Origin of the sequence: Tepidimonas fonticaldi, from assembly GCF_001675355.1 — a bacterium.
Classification (GTDB): Bacteria; Pseudomonadota; Gammaproteobacteria; order Burkholderiales; family Burkholderiaceae_C; genus Tepidimonas; species Tepidimonas fonticaldi.
This window is the reverse complement of the sequence record NZ_LZDH01000003.1, coordinates 31,087-54,431: the sequence shown is the minus strand read 5'-3', so window position 1 is coordinate 54,431 and position 23,345 is coordinate 31,087. Positions and strand designations below refer to the sequence as shown.

Here is a 23,345-nt window from a genome sequence, read left to right as displayed (position 1 = left end):
CCTCCGGTCCGTACACCACCTTTCCCCGCCGTCTCGACGATCCGGGCGCGCCGACTGGTCGGTCGTGCCCGGGTGGGGCGGGTTTTTGCCCGCCGTCGGTGTTCCTCGACCCTTTCGCGTGACGCCCCTGCCATGGAATTCGTCATCGTCTCGCTGCTCAACGGTGTGAGCTACGGGCTGTTGCTGTTCATGCTCAGCTCCGGGCTGACCCTCATCTTCTCCATGATGGGGGTGCTCAACTTCGCCCATGCGAGCTTCTACATGCTGGGGGCGTATGTCGCCTATGCCCTGTCCGGCATCGTCGGTTTCTGGCCAGCGCTGCTGATCGCCCCCGTGCTGGTCGGGGTGGCTGGGGCGCTGTTCGAGAAGTACAGCCTGCGCAAGGTCCACAAATTTGGCCATGTGCCCGAGCTGTTGATCACCTTTGGCCTGTCGTATGTGGTGTTGGAGCTGGTGCAGCTCGTCTGGGGCCGCACGGCGGTCAACTTCCGCCCGCCGGAGCTGCTGCAAGGGCCGGCGTTCACCCTGATCCACACCCCGCAGGACACGATGGCATTCACCTGGGGCCGTGCGGCGGCAGAGTTGTGCCAAGACGCGGTGTGCACGCCGTTTCCGGCCACGCGGGCGTTCATGATGCTGGTGGCGGTGTTGATGCTGGTGGGCCTGTGGCTGCTCATCACCCGCACCCGCGTGGGGCTGGTCATCCAGGCGGCGCTGAGTCACCCCCATATGGTGGAGGCGCTGGGGCACAACGTGCCGCGCGTGTTCATGATGGTGTTCGGGGCCGGCACGGGGCTGGCGGGTCTGGCCGGCGTGATCGGTGGCAGCACCTTCGTGACGGAGCCGGCCATGGCGGCAACGCTGGGTTCGCTGGTGTTCGCGGTGGTGGTGATCGGCGGTCTGGGGTCGCTGCCCGGGGCTTTTCTCGCGTCCCTGCTGATCGGCGTGATCCAGACCTTCGCGGTGGCGATGGACCACTCGATCGGATCGCTGCTGGAGGGGCTGGGCCTGGCCTTGTCGGAATCGATGCGCAACAAGGATTTCCTGCGGCTGACCCTGTCGCAGGTGGCGCCGGTGCTGCCCTACCTGTTCCTCGTGCTGATTCTGATTTTCCGCCCCAAGGGGTTGCTGGGCACGCGCGACCACTGATCCCTGCGAGACGAGAACCATGAGCAAGGCTTATTACCAGTTCAAGCCCTACAACGTCGGGCGCTGGATCATCTGGACGCTGTTCGCGCTGGTGCTGCTGCTGGCGCCGCAGGTGTTCACCAGCAACCTGTCGATCAGCATGCTGGCGCAGATGGGCATCGCCATCATCGCCTGCCTGTCGTACAACCTGCTGCTCGGCCAGGGCGGCATGCTCAGCTTCGGCCACGCGGTCTACAGCGGGCTGGGCTCGTACGTGGCCATCCACACGCTGCTCAAGGTGTCCGCGGGGGCATTGGCGGTGCCGGTGTCGCTGATACCGCTGATTGGGGGCGTGGCGGGCTTTTTCTTCGCCATCCTGTTTGGCTACGTCACCACCAAGAAGTCGGGCACCCCGTTTGCCATGATCACGCTCGGTGTCGGCGAGCTGGTGTTCGCGCTGTCGCTGATGTTTTCGGACTTCTTCGGCGGCGAGGCGGGCATCAGCGCCAACCGCGTGGTCGGCGACCCGGTGCTGGGCATCACCTTCGGTCCAGCGGTGCAGGTGTACTACCTGATCGCCCTCTACACCTTCGTCTGCGTGGCGGCCATGTACGCCTTCACCCGCACGCCGCTCGGGCGCATTCTGAATGCCGTGCGCGACAACCCGGAGCGGGTGGAGTTCGTCGGCTACAACACCCAGGTCGTGCGCTATCTGGCGTTCATGATTTCGGGATTTTTCGCCGGCATCGCGGGCGGGCTGGGCGCGATCCAGTTCGAGATCGTCACGGCCGAGGTGGTCGGGCCGTTGCGCTCGGGCGCCTACCTGCTGTTCACCTTTCTGGGCGGGGCGACGTTCTTTTTCGGGCCCATCATCGGCGGTGTGCTGATGGTGCTGGCGCTCGTGCTGCTGTCCGAGCTGACGAAGGCGTGGCTGCTGTACCTGGGGCTGGTGTTCCTGTTCATGGTGATGTATGCGCCGGGTGGCATCGCCGGCCTGATCATGATGAACCTGCGGGTGGCGGCGTTCGGCCGGCTGCGCGAGCTGTGGGTCAGCTACCTGGCCCTGGCCGTGACGGGGTTGGTGGCCCTGCTGGGGGCGGGCGGCGTCATCGAGATGGTGTACCACCTGCAGCTCAATGCGGCGATCGGCCCCGAGGTGCAGTACCTGGGCGCGACGCTCGACACCCGTGCGGTCGAGAGCTGGTTTGGCTCGGTGTTCGTGATGTTGACCGGCATCGGCCTGTTCGAGGTGACGCGCCGGCGCTTCCGCGAGCACTGGAGCGAGATCCAGATCGACATCGAAAAGGAAATCAAACGGCGGGAGATGGCCTGACATGCACACCACCCCCAACCCCTCGGACACCCCCGCGCTGGAGTTGCGCGACGTCTGGAAGCGCTTTGGCAAGACCGAAATCATCCGCGGCGCCAACCTGGCGGTGCGCGCCGGCGAGCGCGTCGCCGTCATCGGGCCCAACGGCGCCGGCAAGTCCACGCTGTTCAACCTGATCAGCGGGCGCTTCGAACCCTCCAGCGGCGAGATCCTGCTCAACGGCCAGCGCATCGACGGCAAAAAGCCATTTCAGATCAATCGACTGGGGCTGAGTCGGAGCTTTCAGATCACCAACATCTTCCCCAAGCTCAGCGTCTTCGAGAACCTGCGCTGCGGAGTGCTGTGGAGCCTGGGCTACCGCTACACCTTTCTGAAGTTTCTGGCCGACCTGGACGATGTCAACGAGCGCGCCGAGGAACTGCTGGACCGCATCGGGCTGCACAAAAGGCGCGACACCCTGGCGATGAACCTGACCTACGCCGAGCAGCGCGCGCTGGAGATCGGCATCACCATCGCCGGTGGCGCCAACGTGATCCTGCTCGACGAGCCCACCGCGGGTATGAGCAAGAGCGAGACGAAGCGCTTCATCGAGCTCATCCGCGAGGTAACGGTGGGCAAGACGCTGCTGACCGTGGAACATGACATGGGCGTCGTGTTCGGCTTGGCCGACCGCATCGCCGTCGTGGTGTATGGCGAGGTGATCGCCTTCGACACGCCCGAGGCGGTCAAGAACAATCCGCGCGTGCAGGAGGCGTACCTGGGCTCGGTGCTGGCCGAGCAGCAGGCCGCCGAGGCCGCGCACTGAGCCGCGACGCGGCGACGCAACCCCATTTGCCTCACCATGCTCGAAATCGACAACCTCCACGCCTTCTACGGCAAGAGCCACGTGCTCCACGGTGTGCATTTCAAGGTGGCGCCCGGCGAGATCGTGGCGCTGCTGGGGCGCAACGGCTCGGGCCGCTCGACCACGGCCAAGGCCATCATGGGCCTGGCCGACGCCGAGGGTGACATCCGCTGGAAGGGCCAGCGCATCACCGGCCTCAAGCCCTACGAAGTGGCCCACCTGGGCATCGGCTACGTGCCCGAGAGCCGCGACATCTTCCCCAAACTGACCGTGCACCAAAACCTGATGCTCGGGCAGAAGCGTGCTGGCAAGGGCGGGCGCTGGAGCTTCGACGACATGTACGCGATGTTCCCACGCCTCAAGGAGCGTCAGCACACCGAGGCGGGAGTGATGTCCGGCGGCGAGCAGCAGATGCTCACCCTTTGCCGCACGCTGATGGGGGATCCGGACCTGATCATCATCGACGAACCCACCGAAGGGCTGGCGCCCAAGATCGTCGAGCTGGTCGCCGAGTACCTGCGCACGCTCAAGGCCAAGGGGGTGTCGGTGCTGCTGATCGAGCAGAAGTTGACGATCGCCCTGCAGATTTCGGATCGGGCACTGGTCATGGGGCACGGCAGCATCGTCTTCGACGGCACGCCGGAGGAGCTCAAGGCCAACCCCTACGTGCGCAAGGAGTGGCTGGAGGTGGGCTAAGCCCGCCGCCGGCAGACAAACGCGCGACACCCGGCGGTGGGCGACGAACCGCTGTCGACCTAGAATTTCTTCAAAACCGAACGACCGTTCAGTTTTGTCCGTCATCGCTTTCGAGGAGGCACCATGACCGCTCATTACCAGGTCCACGGCGACGTGGCCGTCATCACCCTGGACAACCCGCCCGTCAACGGGCTGGGCTTGTCCACCCGCCAGGCCATCGCCCAGGGGCTGGACCGGGCGAACGAGGACACCGCCGTGCGCGCCATCGTGCTGACCGGGGCCGGCAAGGCCTTCTCGGGCGGGGCGGACATCAAAGAGTTTGGTTCACCCAAGGCCTACCAGGACCCGAACCTGCTGAGCGTGATCCTTGCGCTCGAGCACTCGGCCAAGCCGGTCGTGGCCGCCATCCACACCGTCTGTATGGGCGGCGGGCTGGAGCTGGCGCTGGGGGCGCACTACCGCATCGCCGCGCCCGGCACCAAGGTGGCGCTGCCGGAGGTGAAGCTCGGCCTGATCCCCGGCGCGGGCGGCACGCAGCGCCTGCCGCGCGTCATTGGGGTGGAGGCGGCGCTCAACATGATCGTCAGCGGCGAGCCGGTGGCGAGCGAGCTGCTGGCGAGCCTGCCGGGGCAGAAGCTGTTCGACCGCATGGCGACCTCGGCGGCGTCGCTGCTGGACGAGGCGCTGGCGCTGGCGCGCGAGGTGGCGGCGCAGCATGCCGCCGGCGCGCCGCTGCCGCTGGTGCGCCACCTGCCGTGCCGGCATCCGCAGGGCGACGCCTATTTCCAGTTCGCGCGCAACATGGTCGGTGCGCAGGCCAAGCACTACCCGGCGCCGCTCAAGTGCATCGACGCCGTGCAGGCGGCCACGACCAAACGGTTCGACGATGGGCTGGCGTATGAGCGCGAGATCTTCGTCAACCTGATGAACACCCCGGTGTGCGTGGCGCTGCGCCACCTGTTCGTCGCCGAGCGTGCCGCCAGCAAGATTGCCGACGTGCCCGAGGACACGCCGCTGCGCGAGATCCGTCAGGTCGCCGTGATCGGGGCGGGCACCATGGGCAGCGGCATTTCGATCAACTTCCTGAACATCGGGCTGCCGGTAACGATACTGGAGACCAAGCAGGAAGCGCTCGACCGCGGCGTGGCCCACATCCGCTCGGTGTACGAAGGGCAGATCAAGAAGGGCAAGCTCAAGCCCGAGCAGGCCGAGCAGCGCCTGGGCCTGCTGCGCACCACGCTGTCGTACGACGACATCCGCGATGCCGACATCGTCATCGAGGCGGTGTTCGAGGACCTGGAGGTCAAGCGCCAGGTGTTCGAGCGGCTCGACGCGGTGATGAAGCCGGGCGCGATCCTGGCCACCAACACCTCGACGCTGGACGTCAACAAGATCGCCGCCTTCACCCGGCGGCCGCAGGACGTGATCGGCACGCACTTCTTCAGCCCGGCCAACGTCATGAAGCTGCTGGAGGTGGTGCGTGGGGCGGCCACCGCGAAGGATGTGCTGGCCACCGTCATGGCCCTGGGCAAAAAGATCAAAAAGACCTGCGTCGTCAGCGGCGTGTGCGATGGCTTCATCGGCAACCGCATGATCGAGCAGTACAGCCGGCAGGCCGGCTTTTTGCTGGAGGAGGGCTGCACGCCCGAGCAGGTGGACCGCGCGATCGAGAAGTTTGGCTTTGCGATGGGGCCGTTTCGCATGGGTGACCTGGCCGGCAACGACGTGGGCTGGTACATCCGCAAGCGCCGCTATGTGGAAAAACCCCACCTGCGCTACAGCCCGATCGCCGACCGGCTGTGCGAGATGGGGCGCTTCGGCCAGAAAACCGGCGCGGGCTGGTACGACTACCAGCCGGGCAAGCGCGACGCCATCCCCAGCCCGGTCGTCAACCAAATGATCGAGGATTACCGCAAGGAGCGCGGCATCACCCCGCGCAAGATCAGCGATGAGGAGATCGTGCAGCGGCTGGTGTTTGCGCTGGTCAACGAGGGCGCGCACATCCTGGAGGAAAAAATCGCCGCGCGCGCCAGCGACATCGACATGGTGTACCTGACCGGCTACGGCTTTCCGGCCTGGCGCGGCGGGCCGATGCACTACGCCGAGCAGTTCGGCCTGTTCAACGTGATGCAGGCGATGAAGCGCTTTGCCAAGAACCCGCACGACGATGCTGCTTTCTGGCAGCCCGCGCCGCTGATCGCCCGCCTGGTTGCCGAAGGCAAGGGTTTTGCCGCCGCCTGACGCTGGCCGATATTTCCGGAGAACCGAACATGAGCAACGCCGTCATCGTTTCGACCGCCCGCACGCCGCTGGCCAAGAGCTGGAAAGGCTCCTTCAACATGACCCATGGGGCCACCCTGGGCGGACACGTGGTGCGCGCTGCCATCGAGCGCGCGCGCCTCGACGCCGCCGAGGTCGAGGACGTCATCATGGGCTGCGCCAACCCCGAGGGCGCCACGGGCATGAACATCGCGCGCCAGATCGCGCTGGCCGCAGGCTGCCCGGTCAGCGTCTCGGGCCTCACGGTCAACCGGTTCTGCTCCTCCGGGCTGCAGACCATCGCCCTGGCCGCGCAGCGCATCATCGCGGGCGAGGGCGAGATTTACGTGGCCGGCGGGGTGGAGAGCATCTCGTGCGTGCAAAACGAGATGAACAAGCACATGCTGTTCGATCCCGCGCTGGCGGCCCGCAAGCCCGAGATCTACTGGACCATGCTGCAGACGGCCGAGCAGGTGGCCAAGCGCTACGGCATCACGCGCGAGCAGATGGATGAATACGGCGCGGCCAGCCAGCAAAGGGCGTGCGCCGCCGCCGCCGCGGGCAAGTTCGACGACGAGATCGTGCCCATCACCGTCACCGCGGGGGTGTACGACAAGCAGCGCGGCCTGATCACGCGCGAGGTCACCGTCTCCCGCGACGAGGGGCTGCGCGAGGGCACGACCGTGGAAGCCATCGCCAACATCAAGCCGGCCTTGCCGGGCGGTGTGGTGGCGGCGGGCAACGCCAGCCAGTTTTCCGACGGGGCGGGCGCCTGCGTGGTGATGGACGAGAAGGTGGCCGAGCGCAAGGGGCTGCAGCCGCTCGGGCGCTTCCTCGGCTTTGCGGTGGCCGGTTGTGAGCCGGACGAAATGGGCATCGGCCCCGTTTTTGCCGTACCCAAGGTGCTGGACCGGCTGGGCCTGAGGGTGGGCGACATCGATCTGTGGGAGCTCAACGAGGCCTTCGCGGTGCAGGTGCTGTACTGCCGCGATCGCCTGGGCATTCCGGCCGATCGCCTCAACGTCAACGGCGGTGCCATCGCCATCGGCCACCCGTACGGGGTGTCGGGGCAGCGCCTGACCGGCCACGCGCTCATCGAGGGCAAACGCCGCGGCGCCAAGCGCGTCTGTGTGACCATGTGTATCGGCGGCGGCATGGGCGCAGCCGGCGTGTTCGAGGTGCTGTGATGGCCCAGGGGCTGCGCGCAGCCATCGACTTTTTGTTGTACGAGTGGCTGCAGGCGCAGACCCTCGCCACTCGGGAGCGCTTCGCCGACCACTCGCGCGAGACGTTCGACGCGGTGCTCGACACCTGCGAGCGCATCGCGCGCGAAAAATACGCGCCCTTCAACCGGCTGGTGGATACGGAGGAGCCCCGCTTCGACGGCGAGCGGGTGATTCTGCCGGCCGCCACGCACGAGGCGTGGAAGGCCTACGCCGACAGCGGCATGCTCAGTGCCGCGCAGGACTACGCCATCGGCGGCATGCAACTGCCCTACACGGTGGAGGCGGCGGGCAATGCGTTCTTCGCGGCGGCCTCGGTCAGCATCGGGGCCGGCATGCTGACGGTGGGCAACGCCAATCTGCTGATGGCGCACGGGACCGACGCGCAGCGCCGCGCCTTCGCGCTGCACGAGTTTGCCGGGCGCTTTTCCGGCACCATGTGCCTGAGCGAGCCGCAAGCCGGCTCCAGCCTCAGCGACATCGCCACGCGGGCGGTGCCCGACGGCGATGATTACGAGGCCGACCCGCTGGGGCCGCGCTACCGGCTGCGCGGCAACAAGATGTGGATTTCGGCCGGCGAGCACGAGCTGACCGAGAACATCGTCCATCTGGTGCTGGCCAAGATCCCCGGCCCCGACGGCCGGCTGCCGCCGGGGGTGAAGGGGATTTCGCTGTTCATCGTGCCCAAGAAGCTGGTGGATGCGGAGGGCCGGTTGACTGGCGAGCGCAACGACGTGGCCCTGGCCGGTCTGAACCACAAATGCGGCTGGCGTGGCACGACCAACACCCTGCTCAATTTTGGCGAAGGCCGCTACCCGGTGCGTGCCCCGGGCTTGGACGGTCGGGGCGCCGGTGCCATCGGCTACCGCGTCGGCGAGCCGGGGCAGGGCCTGCGCTACATGTTCCACATGATGAACGAGGCGCGCATCGGGGTCGGGATGGCCGCCACCATGCTCGGCATGGCCGGTTATCTGGCGAGTCTGGACTACGCACGCAACCGCCCGCAGGGGCGCCCGATCGGCCCGGCGGGCAAAGACCCGGCGCAGCCGCCCGTGCGCATCATCGAGCACGCCGACGTCAAGCGCATGCTGCTGGCCCAGAAGGCCTACTGCGAAGGCGCGTTGGCGCTGGAGCTGTATTGCGCGCGCCTGGTGGACGAGCAGCACACCGGCGACGCCGCAGCGGCCGACGAGGCACGCCTGCTGCTGGAGGTGCTGACCCCGATTGCCAAGAGCTGGCCCAGCGAATGGTGCCTGGAGGCCAACAGTTTGGCCATCCAGGTGCACGGCGGCTACGGCTATACACGCGACTTTCCCGTCGAGCAGTACTGGCGCGACAACCGCCTCAACATGATTCACGAAGGCACGCACGGCATCCAGGCGCTGGACCTGCTGGGCCGCAAGGTGCTGATGGACGAGGGGCGGGGCATGCAGTTGCTGGGTGCGCGCATGGCCGCCACCGTCGGGCGCGCTCGTGGGGTGCCGGCCCTGGCCGCGCATGCGGATGCCCTGCACGGCGCCTGGGACGCGGTCCGTGCCGCCACGCAGGCGGCCTGGGCGGATGGCGACCCGGTGCCGGCCCTGGCCAATGCGGTGCCGTATCTGCAGGCCTTTGGCCACACCGTGCTTGCCTGGATCTGGCTGGATGTGGCGCTGGCCGCCGCCGGCCGGGAAGATGCCGCCAACCGCGGTCGCCTGCAGGCCTGCCGGTATTTCTTTCATTACGAACTGCCCAAGACCGCGGCGTGGCTGCAGGTCGTGCGCGAGCGCGATCTGACCTGCGCCGAGATGCCCGAAGACGCCTTTTGATCGTTGGACCGTTTGAGCGTTTGCCCTTCCGAATCCAAACACCCCGAGGAGACCCCGACATGACCCGCACGATTGCGCAATTGTTCGACCTGAGTGGCCGCACGGCCCTCGTCACCGGCGGCTCGCGCGGCCTGGGCCTGCAACTGGCGCAGGCGCTGGGTGAGGCCGGCGCCAAGGTGATGCTGACCGCCCGCAAGGCCGACGAGCTGGAGGAGGCCACGGCCCAACTCCAATCGCAAGGCATCGATGCGCGCTGGATCGCCGCCGACTGTGCCCGCGAGGACGACATCCATCGGCTGGCCGCCGAGACGCTGCAGCGCCTGGGTGACATCGACATCTTGGTCAACAACGCGGGCGCGGCCTGGGGCGCGCCGGCCGAGGAGCATCCCCTGGAGGCCTGGGACAAGGTGATGAACCTGAACATCCGCGGCTACTTCATCCTCAGCCAGTACGTGGGCAAGCACAGCATGATCCCGCGCCGCCGTGGCAGCATCGTCAACGTCGCCTCGATCGCCGGCTTGGGCGGCAACCCGCCGGACATGAAGACCATTGCCTACAACACCTCCAAAGGCGCGGTGGTCAACTTCACCCGCGCGCTGGCGGCGGAGTGGGGGCGCTACGGCATCCGCGTCAACGCCATCTGCCCGGGCTTCTTCCCCAGCAAAATGACCCGCGGGACACTGCAGGCCATGGGCGAGGAGCGCCTGGCCTCGCACGCGCCGCTGCAGCGCCTGGGCGACGACGAGGACCTCAAGGGCACGGTGGTGCTGTTCGCGTCCGACGCGGGCAAACACATCACCGGGCAGTGGCTGGCCGTGGATGGGGGCGTCAGTGTCGTCACCGGTGGCTGACCTGCCGTTCAGCGTCCGCATCCCCTTCGTCGAGCTGCTGGGTTTTCGGCTGCGGCGCTGGGCGGAGGGCGAGGCGGAAATCGCCTTCGACCCCAGTGCCGAGCACCTGAACTCGTTCGACGTGGTGCACGGCGGGGCGAGCATGACGCTGCTCGACGTGGTGATGGCGCACGCCGCGCGCAGCGTGCAGCGCGACATGGGGGTCGTGACCATCGAGATGAAAACCAGCTTCATGCAGGCGGCGCAGGGGCCGCTGGTGGCTCGCGCGCGGCTGTTGCACCGCACGGCGACGATGGCCTTCACCGATGGCGAGATCCGCGACGCGGCGGGACGCCTGTGCGCCCACGCCACCGGCACCTTTCGCTACGTGCGCCGTTTGCCCGCCCCGGGGCGGGACGTGCGCGATCTGAACGGCCCCGCGACTGAGGCGGGCGTCGTCCCCACCGACTGACCGCGGCCAGCCCGCAGCTTTTTCTGGAGTCGTGTTCCATGCCGCTGAACAAGCAGATCCTTTTGGTCAGCCGCCCCCAGGGCGAGGCCACCGTCGACAACTTCCGTCTGGTGGAGACGCAAACCCCCGCGCTGGCCGACGGCCAGGTGCTGGTGCGCCACCACTATCTGAGCCTGGACCCGTACATGCGCGGCCGCATGAACGACAGCAAGAGCTACGCCGCGCCCCAGCCGCTGAACGAAGTGATGATCGGCGGCACCGTCGGCCAGGTGGTGGACAGCCGCCACCCGCGCTATGCGCCCGGTGACTGGGTCGTCGGCATGGGCGGCTGGCAGCAGTACAGCGTGGTCGATGCCGAACAGCCGGGGCTGCTGCGCAAGGTGGACGTCTCGCGCGTGCCGCCCAGCCATTACCTGGGCGCGGTGGGGATGCCGGGGGTGACGGCCTGGTATGGGCTGGTCAAGATCATCGACCCCAAGCCGGGCCAGACGGTGACCGTCAGTGCGGCCAGCGGGGCCGTCGGCAGCGCGGTTGGCGTGCTGGCCAAGCAGCGCGGCTGCCGCGTGGTCGGCATCGCCGGCGGGCCCGACAAATGCGCCTATGTGCGCGACGAGCTGGGCTTTGACGACTGCATCGACTACAGGGAGCACCGCGATCTGGGCGCGCTGGCGCGTGCGCTGAAGGCCGCCTGTCCGAACGGCATCGATGGTCACTTCGAAAACGTCGGCGGCACCGTGCTGGATGCGGTGATGCTGCGCGCGAATGCGTTCTCGCGCGTGGCGCTGTGCGGCATGATCGCCGGCTACGACGGCCAGCCGCTGCCGATGCTCAACCCGTCGCTGATCCTCATCAACCGCATGCGCATCGAGGGCTTCATCGTCAGCGAACACATGGAGGTGTGGCCGCAGGCGCTGGCGGAGCTGGGCGAGCTGGTCGGCAGCGGGCGTTTCCGCCCGCGCGAGACCGTGGCGCACGGCATCGAGTCGGCACCCGAGGCGTTTTTGGGGCTGCTCAAGGGCCGCAATTTCGGCAAGCAGCTCGTCAAGCTGGTGGATTGAACCGCGAGGGCCCGCCCATGATCACCGACTTCGCCGGCCGCACGGCCGTCATCACCGGGGCCGGCTCCGGCTTCGGGTTGGAGGTGGCGCGCATCGCGATGCAGCGCCGCATGAACCTGGCGCTGGTGGACGTACAGCCCGATGCGCTGGAGCGCGCCCGCGCAGAGGCGGAGGCGGCCGGCGTGCCGGTGCTGGCGCGGCGCGTCGACGTGGCCGACGCGGCCCAGATGGACGATCTGGGCCAGGCCGTGCAGGCCCGCTTCGGCGCGCCGCACTTCGTCTTCAACAACGCCGGCGTGGCCGCCGGCGGGCTGGTGTGGGAAAACACCGTCGCCGACTGGCAGTGGGTGCTGGGCGTCAACCTGTGGGGCGTGATCCACGGTGTGCGTGTCTTTACGCCGATGATGCTGGCCGCGGCGCAGGCCGATCCCGCCTGGCGCGGCCACATCGTCAACACCGCCAGCATGGCCGGGCTGCTGACGCCGCCCAACATGGGGGTCTACAACGTCAGCAAGCACGCGGTGGTGGCGCTGACCGAGACCTTGTATCAGGACCTGCGGCTGGTCACGGACCAGGTCGGCGCGAGCGTCCTGTGCCCGTACTTCGTGCCGACCGGCATCAGCCAAAGCCAGCGCAACCGCCCGGCGGACCTACCCTCGGCTGCCCCGACGCGCAGCCAGCTCATCGGGCAGGCCATGAGCGAGAAGGCGGTCAGCAGCGGCAAAGTGACCGCAGCCGAAGTGGCGTGGCAGGTGTTCCAGGCGATGGGGCAGGACCGCTTCTACATCTACAGCCACCCGCATGCCCTGGCACCGGTGGCGCAGCGCCTGCAGGCGATCGTCGAGGGCCGCAACCCGCCCGACCCGTTCGCCGACCGGCCGGAGGTCGGCGCGCAGTTGCGCGCGGCGCTGCGTTCAGGCGGCTGACGTCAGGCGGCTGAAGCCAGCCGCTCCTCGCCCTGCCGCAGGGCGGCGAACAGCCGCACGGTGTCCACCACCGGGATCAGCACCTCGCCGCCACGGGCGCGGATCAGGCGGTCGATCAGCCGCCGCGCGGCACCGCCGAACGGCGCCTCGATGATCTCGTTCGGCGCGAACTCCGGCACGGCGTGCAGCTCGTCGACCAGCAGGCCGGCGGTCTGGCCGCCGTGCTCCACCAGGATGATCTGGCGGCCCTGCACGGCGGTGTCCGCCGGGGCGGCGACGCCGAGCAGGCGGCCGAGGTCGTACACCCACAGGAAGTGGCGCACGGCGGTGTTGTCGGTCGGCGGCAGCAGACCGACGCGCGCCGGGTGGCCGTCGGCCGGGGCGCTGGTCATGCGCTCGGCCGGCACCGCCTCGCGCACGCACGCCGCATCCAGCGCCAGCAGGTCGTTGCCGAGGTAGAAGGTGGCGTACTCCTGCCCGCCGCGCGCCGCGCCGTGCGTCCAGCCGTCGTCGTGGGCGCCGCCGACCCGGGCGCTGGCGCGCCGTACCGGGCCCAGCGTCTCGATCACGAAGGCCAGCACGTGGTCGCGGTAGCCGTCGCTGGTCTTGAACTCGCGGTAGCCGGCCGAGGCCGAGGCGCCCAGCAGCACGTAGTGCCCCTCGTGCTCGATGACGCGGCTGGCGGTGGCGCCGTTGGGCAGCTCCAGCCACGGCCCGGCGGCCGCCAGCACCGTCCCCACCGGCGTGGCCGGGTCGGTGCTGGCGATGACGCGGCCCTGCCGGTCGGTCAGGTAGGCGCGCGCGTCCGGCCGCTGGCCGACGGCGCCGCGCAGCATCGCCAGCAGCTCGCGCTCGGCGTGGAAGACGATGCCGATGCCGCCGACGACATGGCCGTCCTCCGGGTGGCGGATCGCGGCGTGGTAGGTGTAGGTCGGGCGTCCGTCGGTCCACGGCTCCACCTGGAACGGCGAGACGTGGTAGCGCTGCTCGTCTTGCAGCGCCAGCACCGCCTGCAGCGTGGCCTCGTCGACGCGGCGGCCGACCAGCCCGTCGTCGCCGCCGTCGTGCGACTGGGCGACGATGCGCCCGCCGCGGTCGTAGACGAACAGCCGCGTGTAGACGGTGTAGAGCGAGTGGATGTAGCGCAGCAGCGGCGTGATCGTCTCGCGCGCACCGTCCTGGGGCTCCGGCTGCGCCAGGATGGTGCGCAGCTCCGGCGTCATCGCCCACCAGCGGCAGTCGTCGGCGCGCTCGTACAGGTTGCGGTCCAGCAGGTCCACCGCCAGGTGGGCGACGAAGCCGACGCGTTGCAGGCCGGAGGCCAGCACGGTGTCGTAGAGGTCGCGCACCGACTGCGCGAACAGCGTGTTGCTGCGCGCGCCGGTCTCGCTGATCTGGTCGAGGATGGTCTTGAGGCGCTGGCGGTCGATGTCGCGCCCGGCGGTGACGACCTGGCCGTTCCACACCACGCGGCGGATCGACTCGGTGGCGCGGATCACCTCGTACAGCGGCGGGCTGAAGCTGCGCGCGTGCGACAGCAGGCCGGCGGCGGTGCCGGGGTCCAGCGCCTCCAGCGCGCTGCCCTCGTCGCGCGTGAAGGCCAGGTCCACCGGCACCATCACCTGCCCCTGCCAGCCCTCCGGGCCCAGGTAGCCCTGGTAGCCCTCGGCACGGCGCGTGCAGACCAGGTACTCGCGCCCGGCGTGCAGCAGCAGGCGCGGCGCGCCGTCGGGATTGACCGGCACGCGCGCGCCGCGCCCGATCCAGTGCTCGTCGGAGCTGGCGATGACGCGCGCCTGAGCGTCCAGCAGCAGCAGGATGGAGCGGCCGGCCGGGTCGCCGTGCGAGCGGAAGATGCCGGCCATCTCGGCCTCGAAGCCGAACACCAGGCACAGCACGCCGGCCGGCTGGCGCGTCGTCGGGTGCAGCATGCGCTGGGCGTAGATGAGGCTGGCGCCCAGCCCGGGGCGCAGGTCGGTCGGGCGAAAGATCTGCACGTAGCCGTCCGAGGCCAGTGCCTGCTCGAGCAACGGGTCCTGCGTGCCCTCCACCGCGTGCGCGGGGTCGGTCTGCACCAGCACGTTGCCTTGCGGGTCCAGCAGCAGGATCTCGTCGTACACCGTGTACTTGCGCCGGTACGACAGCAGCCGCGCGCGCACGGCGTCGACGTCGCGCGTCAGCCCGGCGACGAACTCGCACAGCACGCGGTCGGTGGCCAGGAAGCCGACGTCGGCGGTGCGTTCGTACAGGTTGCGCACGACGATGTCGATCACGTAGCCGGCGCGCGTGCCCAGCGCCGCCATGGCGTGGTCGATCTTCTCGGCCACCAGGCTGCGCACCAGCTCGCGCTCCAGCCGGTCGAAGCCGGCGCGCGTGGCGGCAATCGTCGGCAGGATGGCCTGCGCCTCCTGCGGGCAGACCATGCGCGCGGTCGACTCGATCAGGCGCCACATCAGGTTCAGCTCGCGCAGCGACGTCTCGCAGCGCGTGACGTCGGGCATGTAGGGCAGGTAGTTGTCGATGGGGACGGCGGGCAGACTCATGGGCGGGCGGAATGCGGGTGGAGATGAATGATCACGATCGACCGCTGAGCAAACGGCGTGCCGGGGGCGCCGTGGCACACTTGCCGGTTTTCGTATCGAACCACCCCATGCCATCGACCGTGAGCACGACGATCGTTGCCCGCCTCGCCGACGAGCTCGGCGTGCGCGCCGCCCAGGTGCAGGCCGCCGTGGACCTGCTGGACGGCGGCGCCACCGTCCCCTTCATCGCCCGCTACCGCAAAGAGGCCACCGGGGGCCTCGACGACACCCAGCTGCGCCAGTTGGAGCAGCGTCTGACCTACCTGCGCGAGCTGGAAGAGCGCCGCGCCGCCATCCTGCGCAGCATCGAGGAGCAGGGCAAGCTCACGCCCGCGCTGCGGGCGGCGCTGGAGGCCGCGGCGACCAAGCAGGATCTGGAAGACCTCTACCTGCCGTACAAGCCCAAGCGCCGCACCAAGGGCCAGATCGCGCGCGAGGCGGGGCTGGAGCCGCTCGCGGATGCGCTCTGGGCCGACCCGACGCTGGATCCGCACGCCGCCGCCCAGCCTTACGTGAAGGAAGCCAAGAGCGAGGACGGCAGCGACTTCACCACCGTGGCCGCGGTGCTGGACGGCGTGCGTGACATCCTGAGCGAGCGCTGGGCCGAGGACGCCACCCTCGTGCAGCCGCTGCGCGAGTGGCTGTGGACCGAGGGGCTGCTGCGCAGCCGCCGCATCGAGGCGCGCAACCCCGACGACCCGGAGGTCGCCAAGTTCCGCGACTACTTCGAGCACGACGAGCCGATCGCGCGCGTGCCGTCGCACCGGGCGCTGGCGATGCTGCGCGGCCGCGCGCAGGAGGTGCTGGATCTGCGCCTGGCTCAGCCGCAAGAGGCGCCGGCTGGCCAGCCCTCGGTGGCCGAGGGACGCCTGGCCCGGTTGCTGGGCTGGAGCCACCAGGGCCGCGCCGCCGACGACCTGCTGCGCCGCTGCGTGGCCTGGACGTGGCGTGTGAAGCTGAGCCTGTCGATCGAGCGCGACCTGTTCGCCCGCCTGCGCGAGCAGGCCGAGGCGGTGGCGATCCAGGTGTTCGGCGCCAACCTGCGCGACCTGCTGCTGGCTGCACCGGCCGGCGCGCGCCCGACGATGGGGCTGGACCCCGGCATCCGCACCGGCGTCAAGGTGGCGGTGGTGGATGCCACCGGCAAGGTGGTGGACACTGCCACGGTCTATCCGTTCGAGCCCCGGCGCGATGTCGAAGGGGCGCTGACGGCGTTGGCCGCGCTGGTGCGGCGCCACGGCGTGGAGCTGATCGCCATCGGCAACGGCACCGCGAGCCGCGAGACCGACCGACTGGTGGCCGAGCTGCTGCAGCGCCTGCGCCAGGGCGGGGCGGGCCCGCTGCCGCAAAAGGTCGTCGTCAGCGAGGCCGGCGCCTCGGTCTACAGTGCCAGCGAGGCCGCGGCGCAGGAGTTGCCGGAGCTCGACGTGAGCCTGCGCGGGGCGGTGAGCATCGCGCGCCGGCTGCAGGATCCGCTGGCCGAGCTGGTCAAGATCGACCCCAAGAGCATTGGCGTTGGCCAGTACCAGCACGACGTCAACCAGGCGGCCCTGGCGCGCACGCTGGATGCCGTGGTGGAGGACTGCGTCAACGGCGTGGGGGTGGACTTGAACACGGCCAGCGTGCCGTTGCTCGCGCGCGTCTCGGGCCTGTCCGCGGCGACGGCGCGCGCCGTGGTGCGCTGGCGTGACGCCCACGGGGCCTTCCGCCACCGGCAGCAACTGTTGCAGGTGACGGGGCTGGGGCCCAAGACCTTCGAGCAGTGCGCGGGCTTCCTGCGCATCCGCGGCGGGGACAATCCGCTGGACATGACGGGTGTGCACCCGGAGACCTATCCCGTCGTCGAGCGCATCCTGGCTGCGGCGGGCCGCCCCATCGAGGCCGTGATGGGCAAGGCCGAGGTGTTGCGCACGTTCAAGCCCGAGGCTTTCGCCGACGACCGCTTCGGGGTGGTGACGGTGCGCGACATCCTGAGCGAGCTGGAAAAACCCGGGCGCGACCCGCGGCCGGATTTCCGGGTCGCGCGCTTCGACGACACGGTGCAGGATCTGAAGGACCTCAAGCCCAGCATGGTGCTGGAGGGTACGGTGACCAACGTGGCGCAGTTCGGCGCGTTCGTGGACGTCGGCGTGCACCAGGACGGGCTGGTGCACGTCAGCCAACTGGCCAACCGGTATGTGGCCGATGCACGCGAGGTGGTCAAGGCCGGCGACATCGTGCGCGTCAAGGTGCTGGAGGTGGACCTGCCGCGCCGGCGCATCGCGCTGACCATGCGGCTGGATGCGCAGCCGGGGCAGGCGCCGTCGGGGCGGAGCGCCGACGGGGCCGGGAACGGAGCTGGCAACGGGGCCGGGGGCGCCCGCGTGCGCGCCCGCCCGGCCGAGCCGGCCGCCACGGCCATGGCATCGGCATTCGCCAAGCTGCAGGGGCTGCGGCAGCGCGGATAATCGCACGCTGACATGACGCTCGACGAACTGCTCAACCAGGCCAAGGCGATCCCGAGCATCCCGCGTGTGGTCTCGGAGGTCACGGCCGAACTCGACCGCGACGATCCCGATCCGCGCCGCATCGCCGACCTGATCGCGACCGACCCGGGGCTGACGGCGCGCCTGCTCAAGCTGGCCAATTCGGCCTTCTTCGGGTTGACGCGGCAGATCGACAGCGTCGGCGAGGCGATCACGGTGCTGGGCTTCAACCATCTGCGCACGCTGGTGCAGGCGGTGGCGCTGGGCAGCAGCTTCAAGACCGTGCCGGGCGTCAACCTGGAACAGTTTTGGCGCTACAGCCTCAACACGGCCAAGATCTGCCGGCCGCTGGCGCGCAGCCTGCGCCTGCCGGAGGGGGCCGCCTTCACGGCGGGGCTGGTGCATGCCGTCGGGGATCTGGTCATGCACATCGGCATGCCCGACGTCGTGGCCAAGATCGACTGGCGCGTCTCGCCATTCGACATGAAGCGCGCCGAGGTCGAGCGATCGGTGCTGGGCTACACCTACGCCGACGTGGGCGCGGCCTTCGCGCAGCGCTGGGATTTCCCCGAAGTCATCGTCAAGGCGCTGCGCCACCAGCTGGTCCCGTTCGAGGGCGATATCTACGAACCGCTGGCCGGGGTCATCCACATGGCGTCGTGGCGCGCGCGCGCGCAGGAGATGAATCTGGACCGCGACGCGATGGCCGCGACCTTCCCGGACGTGGTGGCGATACTGCTCGGTCTGAGCCTGGAAACCGTGCTCGACAAGGATCCGCAGGAATGGACCTCGGCCGGTGAACTGGCCGCCTTTTTGCATTGAGGGCAGGCGATGCGATTACAGGCCCTGCTTCAGCGACCGGATGCGCTGCCCGTGGTGCCCGAGGTGGCCGCGCGCTTGATCGCCACTTTTGGGCGTGACGAGGTCGACCTCAACGCCGTGACCGCCGACATCGAGCGCGATCCCGCCCTCGTGGCCCGGCTGTTGCAGCAGGCCAATTCGGCCTTTCTGCGGCTGCTGCGGCCCGTGCACAGCGTGCGCGATGCGGTCACGGTGCTCGGGCTGCATCGGGTGCGGGCGCTGGTGCTGGCCGCCGCGGTGCAAAGCCGCTTTCCGGCCCCGCCGGGCATCGATCTGGAGCGGTTTTGGGCGTACAGCTTCGTCGCGGCGTCGGTGGCCCGCCGGGTGTGCGCCCCGCGCCGGCTGGACGACAACGTGGCCTTCACCGCCGCGCTGCTGCACGCCGTGGGCGAACTCGTCATGCACCAGGCCCTGCCCGAGGTCATGCGCGATCTGGACCGCGAGCGGCCATGGTTTGCCCTGGAGCGCGCCGGCGCGGAGTACCAGGCGCTGGGCTACTCCTACGCCGAGGTGGGCGCGGCGCTCGCGCAGCACTGGCGCTTGCCGCGGGTGCTGGTGCAGGCCATCGAGCACCACGTCGACCCGCTGCACCGCGAATCGGCCGATCCGCTGGCCGCCGTCGTTCACATGGCGGCCTGGCGCGCCCGCCTGTGGACGCTGGGCAACCAGCGCGATGCCCTGATCCACACCTACCCCGACGCGGTGGGCGAGCTGCTGCAGCTGGATCCCGACACCCTGGTCGATCCCGGCGGGGTGGACATCGAGGGCGGGGCATGACCCGGGCGCTGCGCATCCATGCCGGCCCGGCGGCGCTTGCTCACCTGCGCCGCGACGGGTTGCAACCGGCGGCGGTCGGCGTGATTCCGGGTGCCGCCGGCGGGCCCAAGGGTTTGATTCTGGGACCGTTGGACCGCTTTTTGTTTGGCGAGTGGCTGCCTCAAGGGGGGCATGCGGTGGATCTGGTGGGGGCCTCGATCGGGGCCTGGCGCATGGCCACCGCCTGTCTGGACGACCCCGTGGCGGCCTTCGAGCGGCTGGAGCGGGACTACATCGCCCAGGACTACGAAGTCGAGCCGGGGCGCAGCCGCCCCACGCCGGAGCACGTCAGCGCGTCATTTGCTCGCAATTTGCGCGATTTTTTCGGGGGCCGCCTGGGCGAAGTGCTGCACCATCCGCGCTACCGGCTCCACATCGTCACATCGCGGGGGCGCCATTTGCTGGGCCACGAGGGGCGTTGGCGCACGCCGTTGGGGTACGCGGGCGCTTTTCTGACCAATGCGCTGCGCCGCCGCGCCATGGGGGCCTGGCTGGAGCGGGTGGTGTTCTCCGCCCCGGCAGCCGGCCCCGAACGGGGCGGCGGCCTGCCGGAACTGCCGTTCGACCCCACGGACTACCGCACGCGCCAGGTGCCGCTGCAGGCGGACAACTTCATGCCCGCGCTGCAGGCCAGCTGTTCGATTCCCTTCGTACTCCAGGCGGTGCACCACATTCCGGCGGCTCCGCCCGGCGCGTACTGGGACGGCGGCATCACCGATTACCACCTGCATCTGCGCTGGCGTCCGGCGCGGGGGCTGGTGCTGTACCCGCACTTCCAGCGGCAGGTCATCCCGGGCTGGCTGGACAAGGGCCTGCGCTGGCGCCACCGCCCCACGGCCGCGCTGGACCACACCATCGTGCTGTCACCCGATCCGGACTGGGTGCGGCGGCTGCCCAATGGCAAATTGCCCGATCGGACGGACTTTCCGCGCTACGGCCACCGGCTGGCCGAGCGCATGCAGGCGTGGCAGACCGCCGTGCGCGAGGCGCAGCGCCTGGCGGACGAATTTGCCGCATGGCTGCAGCGGCCCGATCCGGCCCGCGTCGAGCCGCTCTGATCGGGCTGCGGCCGTTCACCCCTGCCCCGGGAACCGCCCGGGGACCGGTCACATCGATGCTTCGAGCATCGCGCGGTAGTCGTCGCGGGTGGCCAGCCGCGGGTTGGTCTTGTGGCAGTGGTCGGCCATCGCCCCGTCGATGATGCGCTCGAACATTGCCGGCGTCACCCCCATGTCGGCCAGCCCGGCGGGCAGGCCCAGCCGGGCGTTGAGCGCGCGGATCGCGGGACCGATGTCGTCCGGACCCGCCAGCCCCATCACACGCGCCATGCGCTGCAGCCGGCGCTCGCGCTGCACGCTCTCGGCCCCGGCGTTGAAGGCGATCACCGCCGGCAGAAAGACGGCATTGAGCGTGCCGTGGTGCAGGGCGGGGTTCAGGCCGCCTAAGCTGTGGCTGAGCGAGTGCACGCAGCCCAGCCCCTTCTGGAATGCCATGGCCCCCTGCATGCTGGCGCTCATCATGTGCAGCCGCGCCTCGCGGTCCTGGCCGTCGCGCGTGGCGCGCTCGATGTGGGCCCAGCCGCGCTCCAGTCCGTCGAGGGCGATGCCGTCGGCCGGCGGATTGAAGGCCGGGGCCAGGAAGGTCTCGATGCAGTGCGCGATGGCATCCATGCCCGTGGCCGCGGTCAGCCGCGGCGGCAGGCCCAGCGTCAGGTCGGGGTCCAGGATGGCGGCGCGGGGCAGCAGGCGCCAACTGTGAAAGCCGAGTTTGCGCCCATCGTCGACGATCAGGATCGCGCCGCGCGCCACCTCGCTGCCGGTGCCCGCCGTCGTCGGCACCGCGATCAGGGGCGGCACCCGGTCCGTGATGCGCGGCGAGCCGCCCTCGATGGTCGCGTAAGTCTTGAGCGGCCCCTCGTGCGCCACGGCGATGGCCACGCCCTTGGCGCAGTCGATCGCGCTGCCGCCGCCCAGGGCGATCAGCCCGTCGCAGCCCGCTTCGCGATAGACCGCTGCGGCCGCGCGCACCGCCGCTTCGGTCGGGTTGGATGGGGTGCCATCGTAGACGGCATGGGGCAGGGTGGGACCGCCGTCTTCCAGGGCCGCGACCGCGCGTTCCAGCAGACCGGCCGCGCGCACGCCGGCATCGGTCACGATCAGCGGGCGGGCGATCCCCGCGCGCGCGCACTCGCTGCGCAGCAGGCGCAGCGCACCGGATTCGATCTGGATGGTGGTGAGGTAGCGGATTTCGGCCACGGGTGGAGTCTCCTCATACTGAGTGGGTGGGGGGCTGGCCCGGACTGTAGCGCGCGGCGGCGGTGATGGCTTGGCTCGCGCGCGACAATCCGCCCCATGACGCACACCCATCCCCGCCAATTGCTGACCCCCGCCATGCGCGGGGTGCTGGATCGCATGGCCCGCGCGGGGCGGCCGCCCCTGCATGCCCTGACGCCCGAGCAGGCGCGGGCCTTTTACGAGGCGGGCGCCAATGTGCTGGACCTGCCGCCGCACCGCATGGCGCGGGTGGATGCGCTTGCGATCCCCGCCCGCGACGGTGCGCTGCTCGTGGCCGAGCTCGTCGTGCCGCACCGGCCACCGCACGCAGCGCCGCTACCGGTGTTGCTCTATCTGCACGGCGGGGGCTTTACGGTGGGCAGTGTGCGCACGCACGCCCCCCTGTGCCGACACTTGGCCCATCTGGCCGGCTGCGCCGTGCTGTCGCTGGATTACCGTCTGGCGCCCGAGCACCGCTTCCCCACGGCGGTGCATGACGCCTTCGATGCCCTGGCCTGGCTGCGCGGCGCCGCTGCGGGGCTGGGGCTGGATCCGGGACGCATCGCCATCGGGGGCGACAGCGCCGGTGGCACCCTGGCGGTCGTGACGGCTCTGCAGGCGCGCGATGCCGGCTGGCCGCTGGCGCTGCAACTGCTGTTCTACCCGGGGTGCTCGGCGTGGCAGGACACGGCGTCGCACCGTCGCTTCGGACACGGCTTTTTGCTGGAGGCGCCAACCATCCAGTGGTTCTTCCGCCACTACATCGACGACAGCCAGCGCGAGGACTGGCGTTTTGCCCCGCTGCTGGCCCCCGACTTCGACCATGTGGCGCCGGCCTGGATCGGCCTGGCGGAGTGCGACCCCCTGGTCGATGAAGGCGTTCTGCTCGCCGATGCCCTGCGCATGGCCGGCGTCGCCGTGGACCTGGAGATCTACCGCGGCGTGACGCACGAGTTCATCAAGATGGGGCGCATCCTCCCGGAGGCGCTGCGCGCGCACCAGGATGCGGCGCGGGCCCTGCGGCACACGTTCGGGGACGCCGGGGCATGACCCACGGGAAAACTTGGTGGGCGCTGACGCCAGCGGCGAGCGGCGGTGGCGCGGCCCTGGCCATGGCCCAGGTGACGGCCCTGTTGCAGGCCAACGCCCTGGGGGATGTCGCACACTTTGAGCAACAGGTGCAGATCGCTTTGTCCGATCTGTGACGCCCAGGGCCGGCCGGCGACGCTATGGTGTCGGCAGGAGGAAATGCCATGACCGCCATCGACCCCGCATCCAACCCCCACATCCGCATCTGGTGGGAAGACCTCGCCGTCGGCGACTCGCGCGACTTGGGCAGCCTGACCGTGACCGAGGAAGAGATCGTTGCGTTTGCCCGCCAGTACGATCCGCAGCCGTTTCACCTGGACCCCGAGGCCGCGCGCCACTCGGTGTTCGGCGCCCTGTGTGCCAGCGGCTGGCACACCTGTGCACTGGCCATGCGGCTGATGGTGACGAACTTTCTGCACGAGTCGTCGAGCCTGGGCTCGCCGGGGCTGGAGAGCCTGAAATGGCTCAAGCCCGTCTTTCCCGGTGACGAGCTGCGGCTGCGCCACACCATCGTCGACAAGCGCCCGATGGGCAAGCGGCCCGACGTCGGCTTGGTGCGCACCGTGTGGGCGCTGTTCAACCAGCACGGCGAGCAGGTGCTGCACATGGAAGGGTGGGGCATGTTCCGCCGCCGCGAGCCGGGCGCACCGCCCCAGTCCCCCTGATCGCAGCGGGGCCGCTCGTC

At 69.7% G+C, this 23,345-nt stretch carries 20 protein-coding genes; 18 read left to right on the top strand and 2 right to left on the bottom strand.

Translation table 11 applies throughout. From position 1 onward, the window contains the following. The first annotated feature begins 132 nt into the window (after positions 1-132). From A9O67_RS00780 to A9O67_RS00730, 11 genes are all read left to right on the top strand, one after another. A complete protein-coding gene (locus A9O67_RS00780) occupies positions 133-1,149 on the top strand; it encodes a branched-chain amino acid ABC transporter permease (RefSeq protein ID WP_068606406.1) in 1,017 nt (338 codons plus the stop codon). Between the two features lie 19 nt (positions 1,150-1,168). Beyond that, entirely contained in the window at positions 1,169-2,461 is a 1,293-nt protein-coding gene (locus A9O67_RS00775) for a branched-chain amino acid ABC transporter permease (RefSeq protein WP_068606404.1), read from the top strand. A gap of 1 nt (position 2,462) precedes the next feature. Next, entirely contained in the window at positions 2,463-3,263 is an 801-nt protein-coding gene (locus tag A9O67_RS00770) for an ABC transporter ATP-binding protein (RefSeq protein ID WP_068606402.1), read from the top strand. Positions 3,264-3,299: 36 nt separating this feature from the next. Next, entirely contained in the window at positions 3,300-3,998 is a 699-nt protein-coding gene (locus tag A9O67_RS00765; RefSeq protein ID WP_068606399.1) for an ABC transporter ATP-binding protein, read from the top strand. Positions 3,999-4,121: 123 nt separating this feature from the next. Beyond that, positions 4,122-6,239 carry a 3-hydroxyacyl-CoA dehydrogenase NAD-binding domain-containing protein gene (locus A9O67_RS00760; RefSeq protein ID WP_068606397.1) on the top strand — a complete coding sequence of 706 codons (2,118 nt, stop codon included), beginning with the start codon at positions 4,122-4,124 and terminating at the stop codon, positions 6,237-6,239. Between the two features lie 29 nt (positions 6,240-6,268). Then, positions 6,269-7,444: an acetyl-CoA C-acyltransferase gene (locus A9O67_RS00755; protein WP_068606395.1), complete on the top strand. Its 1,176-nt coding sequence runs from the start codon at positions 6,269-6,271 to the stop codon at positions 7,442-7,444. Further along, the gene (locus A9O67_RS00750; protein WP_068606393.1) at positions 7,444-9,288 is read left to right on the top strand and encodes an acyl-CoA dehydrogenase; all 1,845 of its coding nucleotides are present in this window, start codon (positions 7,444-7,446) and stop codon (positions 9,286-9,288) included. The genes A9O67_RS00755 and A9O67_RS00750 overlap by 1 nt, the downstream gene beginning before the upstream one ends. 59 nt (positions 9,289-9,347) lie before the next feature. Next, the gene (locus A9O67_RS00745; RefSeq protein ID WP_068606391.1) at positions 9,348-10,139 is read left to right on the top strand and encodes an SDR family oxidoreductase; all 792 of its coding nucleotides are present in this window, start codon (positions 9,348-9,350) and stop codon (positions 10,137-10,139) included. A gap of 1 nt (position 10,140) precedes the next feature. Then, positions 10,141-10,590 (top strand): PaaI family thioesterase, encoded by a 450-nt coding sequence (locus A9O67_RS00740; RefSeq protein ID WP_408033400.1) that lies wholly within the window; start codon positions 10,141-10,143, stop codon positions 10,588-10,590. A gap of 38 nt (positions 10,591-10,628) precedes the next feature. Then, positions 10,629-11,648: an NADP-dependent oxidoreductase gene (locus A9O67_RS00735; protein ID WP_068606387.1), complete on the top strand. Its 1,020-nt coding sequence runs from the start codon at positions 10,629-10,631 to the stop codon at positions 11,646-11,648. A 17-nt stretch (positions 11,649-11,665) separates the two neighbouring features. Next, positions 11,666-12,574, top strand: a complete 909-nt coding sequence (locus tag A9O67_RS00730) for an SDR family oxidoreductase (protein ID WP_068606385.1) — start codon at positions 11,666-11,668, stop codon at positions 12,572-12,574. Positions 12,575-12,576: 2 nt separating this feature from the next. Here the strand turns inward: A9O67_RS00730 and A9O67_RS00725 are convergent, their stop codons facing one another. Further along, the gene (locus A9O67_RS00725; RefSeq protein WP_068606383.1) at positions 12,577-15,117 is read right to left on the bottom strand and encodes a chemotaxis protein CheW; all 2,541 of its coding nucleotides are present in this window, start codon (positions 15,115-15,117) and stop codon (positions 12,577-12,579) included. A 107-nt stretch (positions 15,118-15,224) separates the two neighbouring features. Between A9O67_RS00725 and A9O67_RS00720 the strand changes: the two genes are divergently transcribed. The 4 genes from A9O67_RS00720 to A9O67_RS00705 are packed head-to-tail and all read left to right on the top strand — an operon-like array spanning position 15,225 to position 20,356. Beyond that, a complete protein-coding gene (locus tag A9O67_RS00720; protein WP_068606382.1) occupies positions 15,225-17,603 on the top strand; it encodes a Tex family protein in 2,379 nt (792 codons plus the stop codon). Positions 17,604-17,615: 12 nt separating this feature from the next. Beyond that, complete coding sequence (locus tag A9O67_RS00715) at positions 17,616-18,443, top strand: HDOD domain-containing protein (protein WP_068606380.1); 828 nt, start codon at positions 17,616-17,618, stop codon at positions 18,441-18,443. 9 nt (positions 18,444-18,452) lie between these two features. Beyond that, positions 18,453-19,259 (top strand): HDOD domain-containing protein, encoded by an 807-nt coding sequence (locus tag A9O67_RS00710; RefSeq protein WP_068606378.1) that lies wholly within the window; start codon positions 18,453-18,455, stop codon positions 19,257-19,259. Next, the gene (locus A9O67_RS00705) at positions 19,256-20,356 is read left to right on the top strand and encodes a patatin-like phospholipase family protein (RefSeq protein ID WP_068606376.1); all 1,101 of its coding nucleotides are present in this window, start codon (positions 19,256-19,258) and stop codon (positions 20,354-20,356) included. Before A9O67_RS00710 ends, A9O67_RS00705 begins: the two co-directional genes overlap by 4 nt. 48 nt (positions 20,357-20,404) lie before the next feature. Here the strand turns inward: A9O67_RS00705 and A9O67_RS00700 are convergent, their stop codons facing one another. Beyond that, on the bottom strand, positions 20,405-21,553 hold the full coding sequence (locus tag A9O67_RS00700) for an iron-containing alcohol dehydrogenase (protein ID WP_068606374.1): 1,149 nt from the start codon (positions 21,551-21,553) through the stop codon (positions 20,405-20,407). Between the two features lie 96 nt (positions 21,554-21,649). On the opposite strand from A9O67_RS00700, the gene A9O67_RS00695 reads away from it, so the two are divergent. Genes A9O67_RS00695 through A9O67_RS00690 form a run of 3 tightly spaced genes read left to right on the top strand, consistent with a single transcriptional unit; the run spans position 21,650 to position 23,325 of the window. Further along, entirely contained in the window at positions 21,650-22,621 is a 972-nt protein-coding gene (locus tag A9O67_RS00695) for an alpha/beta hydrolase (protein ID WP_231960158.1), read from the top strand. Next, entirely contained in the window at positions 22,618-22,776 is a 159-nt protein-coding gene (locus A9O67_RS13300) for a hypothetical protein (protein WP_156682207.1), read from the top strand. The genes A9O67_RS00695 and A9O67_RS13300 overlap by 4 nt, the downstream gene beginning before the upstream one ends. A 48-nt stretch (positions 22,777-22,824) precedes the next feature. Next, entirely contained in the window at positions 22,825-23,325 is a 501-nt protein-coding gene (locus A9O67_RS00690; RefSeq protein WP_068606372.1) for a MaoC family dehydratase, read from the top strand. The last annotated feature ends 20 nt before the right edge of the window (positions 23,326-23,345 follow it).

Excerpts from the sequence above, each read along its gene's own strand:
- A9O67_RS00690 (WP_068606372.1), top strand. The coding sequence starts at position 22,825 with ATGACCGCCATCGACCCCGCATCCAACCCCCACATCCGCATCTGGTGG.
- A9O67_RS13300 (WP_156682207.1), top strand. The coding sequence starts at position 22,618 with ATGACCCACGGGAAAACTTGGTGGGCGCTGACGCCAGCGGCGAGCGGC.
- A9O67_RS00725 (WP_068606383.1), bottom strand. The coding sequence starts at position 15,117 with ATGAGTCTGCCCGCCGTCCCCATCGACAACTACCTGCCCTACATGCCC.
- A9O67_RS00765 (WP_068606399.1), top strand. The coding sequence starts at position 3,300 with ATGCTCGAAATCGACAACCTCCACGCCTTCTACGGCAAGAGCCACGTG.
- A9O67_RS00755 (WP_068606395.1), top strand. The coding sequence starts at position 6,269 with ATGAGCAACGCCGTCATCGTTTCGACCGCCCGCACGCCGCTGGCCAAG.
- A9O67_RS00720 (WP_068606382.1), top strand. The coding sequence starts at position 15,225 with ATGCCATCGACCGTGAGCACGACGATCGTTGCCCGCCTCGCCGACGAG.
- A9O67_RS00760 (WP_068606397.1), top strand. The coding sequence starts at position 4,122 with ATGACCGCTCATTACCAGGTCCACGGCGACGTGGCCGTCATCACCCTG.
- A9O67_RS00780 (WP_068606406.1), top strand. The coding sequence starts at position 133 with ATGGAATTCGTCATCGTCTCGCTGCTCAACGGTGTGAGCTACGGGCTG.
- A9O67_RS00730 (WP_068606385.1), top strand. The coding sequence starts at position 11,666 with ATGATCACCGACTTCGCCGGCCGCACGGCCGTCATCACCGGGGCCGGC.
- A9O67_RS00750 (WP_068606393.1), top strand. The coding sequence starts at position 7,444 with ATGGCCCAGGGGCTGCGCGCAGCCATCGACTTTTTGTTGTACGAGTGG.
- A9O67_RS00715 (WP_068606380.1), top strand. The coding sequence starts at position 17,616 with ATGACGCTCGACGAACTGCTCAACCAGGCCAAGGCGATCCCGAGCATC.
- A9O67_RS00745 (WP_068606391.1), top strand. The coding sequence starts at position 9,348 with ATGACCCGCACGATTGCGCAATTGTTCGACCTGAGTGGCCGCACGGCC.
- A9O67_RS00695 (WP_231960158.1), top strand. The coding sequence starts at position 21,650 with ATGACGCACACCCATCCCCGCCAATTGCTGACCCCCGCCATGCGCGGG.
- A9O67_RS00770 (WP_068606402.1), top strand. The coding sequence starts at position 2,463 with ATGCACACCACCCCCAACCCCTCGGACACCCCCGCGCTGGAGTTGCGC.
- A9O67_RS00775 (WP_068606404.1), top strand. The coding sequence starts at position 1,169 with ATGAGCAAGGCTTATTACCAGTTCAAGCCCTACAACGTCGGGCGCTGG.
- A9O67_RS00735 (WP_068606387.1), top strand. The coding sequence starts at position 10,629 with ATGCCGCTGAACAAGCAGATCCTTTTGGTCAGCCGCCCCCAGGGCGAG.
- A9O67_RS00710 (WP_068606378.1), top strand. The coding sequence starts at position 18,453 with ATGCGATTACAGGCCCTGCTTCAGCGACCGGATGCGCTGCCCGTGGTG.
- A9O67_RS00705 (WP_068606376.1), top strand. The coding sequence starts at position 19,256 with ATGACCCGGGCGCTGCGCATCCATGCCGGCCCGGCGGCGCTTGCTCAC.